Source organism: Clostridium sp. E02, from assembly GCF_003833015.1.
Lineage (GTDB): Bacteria > Bacillota > Clostridia > Lachnospirales > Lachnospiraceae > Lacrimispora.
Genome location: NZ_RJLQ01000038.1, coordinates 1 through 11,854, shown reverse-complemented (window position 1 = coordinate 11,854; position 11,854 = coordinate 1). Strand labels below are relative to the sequence as shown.

The following is an 11,854-nucleotide window of genomic DNA, read 5'->3' as shown; positions in this document are numbered from 1 at the left end:
TCCTTAGCGTTAGAAGAATGTTTGAATAATTTTAAAAAATATAAAATTTATATCAATAAAATAGAAAATGATATTGATATAAAAAAAAATATTGATAAATATTTTAGAAATAGTCAATTAGCCTTAATTGAAACAAAAACAAAATTTTTAAATTATCAGCCATTATACAATAATAGTTTTTCACTAAATCATTGCATAATGGCATATGATTATAATTTTAGAGATAATATATTATATATTGCCGATACTCATATGATAAATGATAATATCGGAACCTTATCAACATTTACAGGTGAAGTCAAATTTGACATATTACGAGAAGGTATAGAAAAAGTTTATTTTTTTGATATTTCTAAATTTAATAATAATTTTAATGATAAATATTTTTTTAAATTATGGAAAAAATATTTGCAAGAATTTTTAAATAATAATGCATTAAAATCATATATTAAAGATATTAAATATATGCAAATAAAGCAGATAAATGATTTAAAAAGTTGTGCCTTAAAAATCGTTTTCGATAATAAGTTTTTAGGTTTTATGTTTATAATTAATTATATAGAAGTGTTTTTATATGAATATAATTTAATTAGTTTATTTAATAGTGATCTTTTAGATTTAAAAAATAAAATTGAGATAGCAAATTATATGTTTATAAAATCAAGTGTATTATTGGATGTAAAATATTTTTGCAAAGGTATAGATAAATTATTATTATGTTATTATCAGTTGAATAGTTTTATTAAAAGTTTAATATGTGAATTGAATAAGATCTGAAATGGATATTCTGAGATGATTTATCGGAATCTTGAGGAACCATGCGAGTGTAGCTTTCCTTGAAGAATCCCAACCCATGTCACAATCAGACTGAGAAAAATACCGGTCACAACTGCATGTATCCCTTTGGACGTTGCAGAGGTAACAACAGGAGTACCATCACTCGCAAGAGCCATTTTTACAGAAGCTTACAAAGGGCGCATGTAAGAAGACCGGTTATCGTCATCAACAATCCCCAGGGGAGGATAAAGAAGTGATAAAAGTACCGACACTAGAGTGTTACCAATTTCAAAACAACTAAACAGAGCATAAAGGGATTGATACTAATTTGTATAGTCCTATCAGTAATGAAAGTAACTTTAAAATCAGTGGAAATTAGAAAAGAGCGTTGCATACGGTGAGTATTCTGCATACTAATGAACCAACTGTCAGGTGATCGGGAAACAAAAGAAATGAGTGTAATTAGGCTATTATAAATTATTATTTAAAATTAATTTTGTAAAGGCTGCTTCGCACCGCTAAAGCGGTAAGACTTTGACAATAAAAAAATGCCCAATAATTTAGCAGTAGCAAGCTGGTTTCCGTCTACCGTAAGACAGGCTTGTATTTTTTTTGAATTAAGGTATTTAGAAACCAGAATATTCAGATGCCGAGGTTTGGGACCATATGGCGAGGAATCCGTATAGGAAAGGTCAAGGTTTTATAAACTTTTAATGATGTCCTATAAAGATTGAGTAGTATTAACAAAGCATTTCAAAAACATAGTTTTGATATGCGGAGTAACCACCAGAATTTACAGGTAACATAAAATTGCCTCCAATCGTAAAAATATCTTATAAACAAAGGGGTGAAGCGCAACATTATTCGATAAATTCGTCAAGCGTTTTGATGAAAAAAGTGGGGGGTTAATAAACAAAGAATCTGAAAGCTTATAAATTAAGGCTTTCAGATTTCTAGAGACTATTAAAAAAAAGATGGAGGATGTATGATAAGTTTTGTTTATCATTATTATATTAGATATAAAAAAGTTATTGTTTTAGCAACGTTCCTTTCTCTGCTTAATTCCATAATGACAGTAGCATGTTCTCAATTTCTTAAGACAGTCATAAAAGAGACGTTAAATGGACAAGACAGCTTAATTGTGATTAAAATTGTTCAAATGCTTTGTTTAACAATCGTTTGGGTAGTGTTGGTTTACATTTTTAGAATGATTTCCGGAACTCTAAGTATACATATGACCCAAAATCTAAGACAAGATATAATACAGAAGATAATGAATATGCGTTATGATTACCTGATAGAACAAGAAAAAGGTATTTTTTTGAATAATCTAAATGGTGATATTTCTGATGTAAGTAGATACTTTGATCAATTGCTATTTTCTATACTTCTAAATGGTTTAAGTATTGTGGTAATACTTTTATATTTACTGCTAGTTGATTGGAAGCTAATGTTAATTTCTATGATATGGATACCTTTAATTACTTTAGCATTTCGTATTTTTTTAAATAATATAGCTTACCTGACCAGAGAAAAAAAGAAACGTCAGGATATTCTTACAGCTAAAATTCAAGAGTTATTTGAATGTTATGAGACAGAAAAAAGTTACAACTTACAACAGATAAATTTAACAAAAATTGAGGCTGATATAGATAGCGTTTATAGAGTTGATTTGCTGCAACAAAAAAAAGAGGCTATTGTAACTACTTTTAGTTTCGTGATCCAGTCTCTACCCATTTTATTTTGTAGCATATTTGCAGCTGGTATGGCAATTAAAGGAAAACTAGCAGTAGAAAATTTTATTTCTTTTATTGTTCTATTAGGATTTATTGCATCTCCTATTAGTAATTTTACTTCGGTGTTAGTGGATATTAATAAGGCCGGTGTAAGTGTAGAACGATTAAGGAAACTCATTAATGCACCAGAAGAATGTAGAGAAGGTATAACAACCAACCTGTTTTTAACCGACCCTGTGATTAAATTTAAGGAGATAAGTTTTTCTTACCATAATTCAAATCGGATTTTGGAAGAAATTACCTTTGAAGTGAAGAAAGGAGAACGAATAGCATTTGTAGGAAGTTCTGGAAGTGGAAAGACAACGTTATTAAATTTGATTTTAGGGCTTTATGAGCCGGAATCAGGAGAATATCTGCTTTATGGAACCAATATTTTAGACTTAGATATTAAACTGGCAAGAGGGTGTTTTTCTATTGTATCACAAGAAACCTTTATGTTCCCAGATACAATTAGAGAAAATCTATTGTATGGTAATCGTGACGCCTCTGAAGAGGAAATACAAAGGGCTGTAAAAGATGTAGGACTTGATTATTTTATAGAGAGTCTGCCTGATAAGTATGAAACAGTTCTTGGTGAGAACGGTATAAACCTGTCTGGAGGACAAAAACAAAGATTCGCTATTGCCAGAGCACTTTTGCGAAATAGCGATATTATCATATTTGATGAACCCACCTCGGCTTTGGATGCAAAGGCAGAAGAGGAAATTATGAAAGTAATTGATACTACCTTAAGATCTAAAACTATAATCACTGTTGCTCATAAATTAAACACAATTCTAGATTATGATAAAATTTATCTTTTGGAACGAGGAAAAATTAAAGAGCAGGGTAGCCACGAAGAACTCCTTTTGAGAAAAGGACTTTATTTTCAATTGTTCTATGGAAGAGAAAGTGAGAGGAGGGAGATATTGTGAAACACTATCTATCGGAAATTATTGGGGCTCTTAAATATATGTCAAATGAGAGAAGAAAGTACGTTGTGGCTCTATTATGTGTGGGTTTTGGATATTCTGGAATGAGCATTTCTATCTCCTTAATACCACAGATTCTTATTGATGCCTCTGTAAATAAAGATTTTATAAATGTTAAGGGAAATTTGTTACTTTATGTGAGTTTGTTTATAATTTCATTTTTAACTGCGTTATTATCTCAGTACATTTACAGGCGTTGTGTTCTTCGAGCTCAATCTTGTCTTCGTAAGCAAATCATGAAAAAAAAGGCAAAACTTCCGGTTTCTTACTTTGAAAATAGTCACAGCGGCAACTTTCTCTCTCAGATGATATACGACTTGAATAAAGTGGAGGAACTATACCGGACAAAATTTAAAGAATTTTTTAATCCTATTATTGCTCTGTTTACCAGTGTGATTCCAATGTTTTTTTTAGACAAAGTGTTAACCTCGTTACTGCTTTTTATTTCTTTACTATGTTTATTAGTAAATATTACTTTTTCAGGCAGGATAAAAAAAGCGGGTTTTTTGACAGCTACGGCAAATACAGCTCTCACTGAGAAATCTTCGGATATAGTGTCAGGAATATTAACCGTTAAGGAGTACCAGCTAAATCAGGTTTTATCTGATCGCTTCCAAAGAGCAAATGAAGTTTACACGGAGAAAGCGTACGACAGGCAGAAACTGAGTGCGCTTTTAGAAGCCATGAATAAGGGATTTGATGTTTTATGCAGTATTGTGTTTTTAATTGTCGGTTCCTTAATGGTGAAAGAGGGAAAAACTACATATGGAACCTTGGTTGCACTCATGAACTTAGAAACTAGCCTTATCTGGGCAGCTTTAATGGCAGGAAAAAAATTCCCAGAACTCTTTGATAATATTGCAAGCATTGAACGTATTGGCACCTTCTTGAACAGTGAGGAGGAACAAATTCATGTACCGGATCACCTACAAGAACGTAAAAACTTTAGCTTAATTGAATTTGACCATGTGTTTTTTAACTATGAGGGTAATCGAGAGATACTACGGAATTTTAATATGCAAATTCAACAAAATGATATAGCTATCATAACAGGACGGTCTGGTTGCGGTAAATCAACAATATTCAAGTTACTAATGGGTTTCTATAATGCAGACAGAGGTCTAATTATGGTAGATGGTAAAAGTTTAGAAGATTACGGTCCACTTGCGCTAAGAAAAATGATAACGTATATTCCTCAAAATCCATTTCTTTTTAATGATACCATCGAAAAAAATATTCATTGTGGGAATCCTGAAGCTTCATTTGAAAAAGTAATTGAGGCCGCTAAAGCTGCCAATGCTCATGAGTTTATTATGGAATTACCAGGAGGTTACCAATATATGGTAGGTGATAAGGGTAGCAAGTTATCCTTCGGACAAAGACAACGAATTACAATTGCGAGGGCATTTCTAAAGGATGCCGCTATTATCTTATTTGATGAGGCGACTTCTGGTTTGGATTATGAATCAGAGCGACTTATTCTGCAGGCTGTAGAAAAACTTGTACAAGATAGGACTGCACTTATTATCTCTCACCGGAATTCGGGAATGTGGTTGGGTAATAGAAGTATTGAAATAATATAATTAAATAAAATTTAGTATTAAAATGGCTAGAAATACACGAATGCTTCAATAAGCATTGATGTTTTCTTTTGTATAATCTTTTAAAAGTCAATATTTTACTAGTTTAATTCATAGGGAGAGAAAATGGAAAGATATAATGAATATGACGTGATTAATCATAATAAAAAGGCTTGGAATATTGATTCAAAAAAAAATCACCAATGGACAGTTCCTGTGGAAAAAAGAAATATTGATTCTGCACGTATTGGAAGTTGGGATGTTGTTTTAACCACTAAAAAAGCAGTACCGCATAATTGGTTTCCGGGGTTTAAAAACTTAAATGTTCTTGGGCTAGCATGTGGTGGTGGGCAACAAATTCCAATTTTTTCTGCGCTTGGAGCTAATGTAACATTATTAGATAATTCAGACATTCAAATACAAAAAGATATAATTGTAGCAAAAGAAAATAACTTGGATATTAAAACAATAGAAGGGGACATGAGCAATTTGCAATGTTTTAGTGATGAATCGTTTGACTTAGTATTCAATCCAGTATCAACTATCTATGTACCTGAAATATCTATGGTTTTTAAGGAAGTATATAGGGTGTTAAAGCCAGGAGGTCGGTTTTTAGCAGGATTTGTAAATCCTATACGTTTTATTTTTGATAGCTTAAGTATGCATGATAAAAAATTGATCATTAAATATAAAATTCCCTTTAATGCATTTGAACAGTTAGATAATAGAGTTTTAAATAAGATTATTAAATTGAATTATAAAATTTGTTATGGTCATTCTCTTAATGAGATAATAGGTAAACAATTAAAAACTGGTTTTACAATGGTTGATTTTTATGAAGACTCTGGAGATACATTGCTAGATGAATATATACTTACAGAGTTTGCTACATATTGCAAAAAATAATTAAAATAATAATGGAGAGTGATTATGGATTTAAAAATAGTAGAAATATTTAGAACAATACAAGGAGAAGGAATTTTACAAGGACAACCATCTGTTTTTATAAGATTATATGGATGTAATTTATCCTGTAATTGGTGTGATACCATTCGACAATCAGAATATAATAATTTTGAAATAATGTCAATAGAAAAGATACTAAATAAGGTTAGTTCTTACAACATAAAATTTGTAGTAATTACTGGTGGAGAACCATTATATAACAATTATATAGATAATTTATTAGATGCTTTAAAAGATAGAGGATATCATATTACGATTGAAACAAATGCTACTATAAAAAGAAAAATAAATTGCGATTTAATTAGCATGAGTCCCAAGTTGAGTAACTCAAATCCCTATAATACTGAAGATGAAGTATATAAAATGTATGATAATTTGCGTATCAATTTAGAAACAATTAATTATTATATTCAAAATTATAATTATCAAATTAAATTTGTTGTTTATAATGAAAATGACTTTTTAGAAGCAATTTCAATATTAAAAAAATTAATTAAATATGATCCTTTAAAAGTAATAATGATGACTCTTTGTTCTACTTATAATGAATTAATTAAAATTCAACAGAAGGTTGTTGATTTATGTCTTAAATATAATTTAAGATATGGAAATAGACTACAGTTACAGATATGGGGAAATGATGAGCCCAAACTCTAAAAAATTTTAATTGTTTCTATTATCTTTAAAAACTAGGATTTATAAAATAAAAGTTACATAAAAATGTATACAGCTGTAAGTAAAGAAACAATGAGACGTTATGAAATTAATGGAAAATAATAAAGGACTTTGTTACCATCTGAAAACACAGGCAAAAGAAGTAATTACCGAAAAGATAACCGAACCAACGGTATGTTATGATGGCTCGGATCAGCTGCCAAAGGAGAGAATTGCCTGTTTTCGTAAAGAGAAAGGATATAAAAAATATGTTTTCTAATAATTTACAGATTTTTATAAATAAACTCAAACATTCAATAAAAACTAGAAATTTAGTAGATAATATAATGATCTTAAATAATCGTTATGGTAATGAGTATTTAAAATTAGCAGAGCAAATTTTGTCAATAATGGAAGTCATGAATCTTGATTCTTATAATATAACTAAAAAGTACATAATAGATTATATCAAACAAGCATCATCATTTTTAAGGGAGGGAAACTATGGACATAAGAGTTTCAATGAAATAAAAAAAACAATTTATGATAATGAAGATGTTATGATGCAAATTTATATGCCCGGATTATTAACAGCTTATATAAGTATGTTAAATTTATATACTAAATATGATTTTTTTATGAAAAAATTTTTACCTATGATTAATGATAATTCAATAGGTATTGATGTGGGTTTTGGTGAAGGTTTTTACTTATGGAAAATACTAGAAAATACTAAAAATGTAAGATGCAATGGGATGGATATAAGTCCATATGCAATTGAATTTACAACTAATCTATTAACTTGTACTAAGATTAAATCTAATAGATATAACTTATATTTGGGTGACATCAATAAAAAAATAAATTGCCAAGAAAAATCTCAAGATTTTGTGGTTTTGGCTGAAATTATTGAACATTTGGAAAAACCCGAAAGAGCTATAATGGAAATATCTCCGATGTTAAAGAGGGGGGGTATATTATTTCTCTCTACTGTAATTAATAATAATCACATGGATCATATCAGTAATTTTGAATCACCTGATGTAATTGAAGAAATGCTAGTTCGTAATGGGTTCAATATTTTGGAAAGTTGTATACATAGTGTGCAAGATGATTTTCCTAATTCATTGGATAAAGCAGTTGGTTTAGCATATGTATGTAGATTAGGTTAGTATATCTAATAGTGATAAACGTTAATTTGGTAGATTGGGAAGACAAATTATATATAATTTCATTATGGTTTTTTATTAATTACTGATGGGATGATTTAAAAAAGGAGTTTATTAACTATGCAAAAATATAAGAATGAATTAAGATGTTTAATTTTTTTGGTATTAACTACTCTTATAACTGGAAGTAATATTTCTAGTTTTGCAAGTACTAAAAGCAACACGAATGGTACGTTCAGTGTTCTGTCCTACAATATAGGAGGGCTGCCAGAAATGTTTTCAAGTAGTGGAGATCCTAAGAATTATATTCCTCAAATAGGATCAAAGCTTTATGCCTACGATTTAATAAATGTACAGGAAGATTTCAATTATCACGCTTCGCTTTATGCAAATGATACTCATGTATATAGAACCCCTACTTCAGGAGGAGCTGGAATTGGTGATGGTATGAATTTTCTGTCAAATTATCCTTTTGGAGATACAGATCGGGAAACATGGACAGACCGTTATGGTTTGTTTGATAGCGGTAGTGATGAATTGACTCCAAAGGGATTCATGTACAATCAAGTTAAAATAGCAGATGGAGTTTATGTAGATGTTTATAATCTTCACGCAGATGCGGATACGGATGCAAAATCAGAGGCTGCGAGGCGTAGTAATTTAAATCAGCTTGCTACATATATTGAGCAATATTCTCAGGGACATGCAGTGATTGTATTTGGAGATACCAATTGCAGATATACCAGAACTGATGACAATTTAAAATCTTTGTTTGTCGATAAACTGGATATGAAAGATGTCTGGATAGAAAAAATCAGAAGTGGGATTTATCCGGAAAAGGGAGAAGAAGCATTGCTGGGGGTGTCTGGAGAGACGAGTGCCAACAACGAAGTTGTAGATAAAATCTTTTATCGAAGCGGTGCCTGTATTACGCTGAATCCTACTTCTTATAAGGTTGAAAATAGTTATTTCACTGATACGGAAGGAAATCAGCTTTCTGATCACTATGCCATAAGTGCAAACTTTAGCTATACCAGGGATAATAGTATGGTTTATAGTGATTTATGGGGAGGTTCTGGAGGAATAGCGTTCAATTTTTTGAGAAATTCATCACCAACGTTCAGCAGACCGGTGTCCGTTGCTATAAGGGGAGAAAATCGCGTGGATGCCATATCTATGACCTATGCTGACGGTACAGTGCTTAGCAATGGTGGAGATGGCGGAATTCAGCAGACCTTGGCATTGGAAAACGATGAATATATCACAAAAGCAGTCATTTATAAAAATACTTATAAGGGATCAGACCGGATATTCTATTTGGAGTTGACAACAAACAAGGGCCGTGTTTTGGAAAATGGGATAAAAAGTGGAACAGCACTTACTCTGACTGCGCCCGCAGGAACATATATTGCAGGCTTTTTCGGGCGAGCGGAGGTTAATATTGATAAGATTGGAGTTATCTACAAAACTTTTAAATAAGCTAAAGGATATTTCTTCATTGTAGTTGTTAATGATGGTTTAGCTCTATTTATAGTAAGAAATAAATAAAAAATTTGTGGATAAAACGGTGATCAAAATTTCTAAAATAGCCTGATTAATATAATAAATTTTAGCCAAATCTAAGTTGATTTAAAAAGAAATACATATGTGGAATTTTTGCTTTTTATAATAAACAGAATTCTACTATTATATAGCTTTTCAACGAATTGTGTGAGATAATGTAGTTGGAAAAACCAATGTACCTTGTAAATTTCATATATCAAGTGTCCGGTCTCTCACACAATTTTTATATGAGAGGAAGGATACAATATGGCTGAAAGAGTTTATTGTTTATACAGAGTTTCTACCACCAAGCAAGTAGATCACGATGATCAAAATCAAGCAGATATACCTATGCAGAGAAAAGCCTGTCGAGAATTTGCAGAGCACATGGGCTGGACAATTGTCCGTGAGGAACAAGAGACCGGCGTTTCCGGATTTAAGGTAAGCGCAGCAGATCGAGATAGACTTCAACTTGTTAAAGAACATGCTGAGAAAGGAAAATTTGATATTCTTCTGGTGTTTATGTTTGATAGACTCGGGAGAAAATCTGATGAGACTCCTTTTGTTGTGGAATGGTTTGTAAAGAAAGGTATCAAAGTATGGAGCGTCAATGAAGGTGAACAACGCTTTGAGTCACATACTGACCGTTTAACAAATTACATACGTTTCTGGCAGGCTGATGGTGAAAGTCAAAAAACCTCCATAAGAACTAAAACTGCCCTTGGACAGATGCTTCAGGAAGGTCGTTTCCGCGGTGGCGTAGCGCCATATGGATATCGGCTTGAAAAAAGCGGAGTAGTGAATAAACGTAAGCATGAAGTCAATAAACTGATGATTGATGATAAAGAAGCTGAAGTAATACACATGATGTATAATTTATGTGTATCTTCCGGATATGGACGCTGGCGTATTGCTATGTTTTTAAATGACAAAGGTATTAAAACTCGGAATGGTGCAAACTGGCATGAATCATCAGTGGGAGCAATCTTGAAGAATGTAACATATAAAGGGGTACTCCGAAGCGGAACCACATTTTCGGATCCTTTTAAGGAACTTCAAATTATTGATCCATACACATTTGATCTTGCTCAGGAGCTAATAGAAGAACGTATCAATAAGAAGAGGGAAGAGAGAAATACTCCGTTAAATACTTCAGGACAGTCGCTTTTATCTGGTAATGTATTTTGTGGTCACTGTGGTGGTCGTCTAGTTTTAACAACTAACGGCAAAGTAGTTAGACTAGCCAATGGTGAAACAAAAGGCGTTAAGCGAATACGATATATTTGTTATAATAAAACAAGACGCCGTCTTGATTGCGATGGTCAGACAGGATATACAATGCACTTACTTGACGATGCTGTTACTCAAGTACTACATCAAATTTTTGACCGTATGTCAGTAGTACCTGACAACTTGATTGTTGGCAACGCACAAGATCGTCACATGACAGAACTTCGGTCAGAAATTAAAAGGATAAAAGCTGAGAATACCAAGGCAAATACGGAATATGAGTCATTAAAGGCTGAAATTGTCAAAGCAGTACAAGGGAAAAGTAAGATGCCCGTGGATGTCCTATCGGAGTTAGTTAAAGAAAGTCGTGATAAGGTTCTTGCAACCAGCGAACGACTAACTGCACTTATGGCTGAGCTTGATCGAGGTAACGAAAAGGCGGCGGAAATGAAAAATGAACTTTCCCGTATCCGCACATGGTCAGAAATTTTTGATGAAAGCAATATGGAAGTTAAGAAGATGATAACCAGTTACATTATAAAACGGGTAAACGTGTTTAAGGATTATAAACTGGGTATTGATTTAAACCTGGATATACAGCAATTTCTTAACGGAATTGATAGTATAACCGAGGAAAAAGCTACTACAGTAGCATCGTAAAGTAACACACATTCGCAATAAGCTCTTTACAGCTGAGTAAATATATCTTACATATAAAAAAAGTGGTTTTTGGGGGTGCACACCCGACATATCGGGAGAGCGCTTGAATGGCATTCAAGAGGTCATGGGTTCGAGTCCCATTATCTCCACTTAAACTATAAGCCGCAGGCATGAAAGCTTGTGGCTTAAATTATAACTTATAGGGACGGGACACTTGGTAAATCAAGGGTAAAAAAGGCACATTTTCATTTTGAGAATGTGCCTTTTTTGCCCTAATTGTAGAGGGATCATTTAGGTCATGCAAAAATGGTGATTTATTATGGAGAAGAAAATTGCTTCACGCTAAATTATACACTGTGCGAAGTCTGCTTATGTCCCTTCTGATGACGTATAATAGATTGCGCAAATTCAAATAAGCAAATAGACATAGTTTTTATCGTTTGGTAGAATTAAGTTACCACACAAAATTTCCAAAGGAGGATAAAAACTATGTCTGAGAACATTATACA

At 32.1% G+C, this 11,854-nt stretch carries 9 protein-coding genes; all 9 read left to right on the top strand.

Annotated elements, in window-relative coordinates; all coding sequences use genetic code 11:
• Positions 1–777: hypothetical protein (locus EFT72_RS19400; protein ID WP_206426686.1), on the top strand; the 777-nt coding region annotated here is incomplete at its 5' end.
• A 985-nt stretch (positions 778–1,762) separates the two neighbouring features.
• On the top strand, positions 1,763–3,487 hold the full coding sequence (locus tag EFT72_RS18595) for an ABC transporter ATP-binding protein (protein WP_124068413.1): 1,725 nt from the start codon (positions 1,763–1,765) through the stop codon (positions 3,485–3,487).
• Complete coding sequence (locus EFT72_RS18590) at positions 3,484–5,127, top strand: ABC transporter ATP-binding protein (RefSeq protein WP_124068412.1); 1,644 nt, start codon at positions 3,484–3,486, stop codon at positions 5,125–5,127. The genes EFT72_RS18595 and EFT72_RS18590 overlap by 4 nt, the downstream gene beginning before the upstream one ends.
• A 123-nt stretch (positions 5,128–5,250) precedes the next feature.
• A complete protein-coding gene (locus tag EFT72_RS18585; protein ID WP_124068411.1) occupies positions 5,251–6,030 on the top strand; it encodes a class I SAM-dependent methyltransferase in 780 nt (259 codons plus the stop codon).
• Between the two features lie 24 nt (positions 6,031–6,054).
• Positions 6,055–6,747: a 7-carboxy-7-deazaguanine synthase QueE gene (locus tag EFT72_RS18580; RefSeq protein WP_124068410.1), complete on the top strand. Its 693-nt coding sequence runs from the start codon at positions 6,055–6,057 to the stop codon at positions 6,745–6,747.
• Positions 6,748–6,847: 100 nt separating this feature from the next.
• Positions 6,848–7,024 carry a hypothetical protein gene (locus EFT72_RS19395; RefSeq protein WP_164473222.1) on the top strand — a complete coding sequence of 59 codons (177 nt, stop codon included), beginning with the start codon at positions 6,848–6,850 and terminating at the stop codon, positions 7,022–7,024.
• The gene (locus EFT72_RS18575; RefSeq protein ID WP_164473221.1) at positions 7,014–7,916 is read left to right on the top strand and encodes a methyltransferase domain-containing protein; all 903 of its coding nucleotides are present in this window, start codon (positions 7,014–7,016) and stop codon (positions 7,914–7,916) included. Before EFT72_RS19395 ends, EFT72_RS18575 begins: the two co-directional genes overlap by 11 nt.
• 270 nt (positions 7,917–8,186) lie before the next feature.
• Positions 8,187–9,392 (top strand): jacalin-like lectin, encoded by a 1,206-nt coding sequence (locus EFT72_RS18570; protein WP_206426685.1) that lies wholly within the window; start codon positions 8,187–8,189, stop codon positions 9,390–9,392.
• 330 nt (positions 9,393–9,722) lie between these two features.
• Complete coding sequence (locus EFT72_RS18565) at positions 9,723–11,345, top strand: recombinase family protein (RefSeq protein WP_124068407.1); 1,623 nt, start codon at positions 9,723–9,725, stop codon at positions 11,343–11,345.
• The last annotated feature ends 509 nt before the right edge of the window (positions 11,346–11,854 follow it).

Bases quoted from the DNA above. Each gene is read 5' to 3' on its own strand.
- EFT72_RS19395 (WP_164473222.1), top strand. From the start codon at position 6,848: ATGAAATTAATGGAAAATAATAAAGGACTTTGTTACCATCTGAAAACA.
- EFT72_RS18570 (WP_206426685.1), top strand. From the start codon at position 8,187: ATGTTTTCAAGTAGTGGAGATCCTAAGAATTATATTCCTCAAATAGGA.
- EFT72_RS18565 (WP_124068407.1), top strand. From the start codon at position 9,723: ATGGCTGAAAGAGTTTATTGTTTATACAGAGTTTCTACCACCAAGCAA.
- EFT72_RS18575 (WP_164473221.1), top strand. From the start codon at position 7,014: ATGTTTTCTAATAATTTACAGATTTTTATAAATAAACTCAAACATTCA.
- EFT72_RS18580 (WP_124068410.1), top strand. From the start codon at position 6,055: ATGGATTTAAAAATAGTAGAAATATTTAGAACAATACAAGGAGAAGGA.
- EFT72_RS18585 (WP_124068411.1), top strand. From the start codon at position 5,251: ATGGAAAGATATAATGAATATGACGTGATTAATCATAATAAAAAGGCT.
- EFT72_RS18595 (WP_124068413.1), top strand. From the start codon at position 1,763: ATGATAAGTTTTGTTTATCATTATTATATTAGATATAAAAAAGTTATT.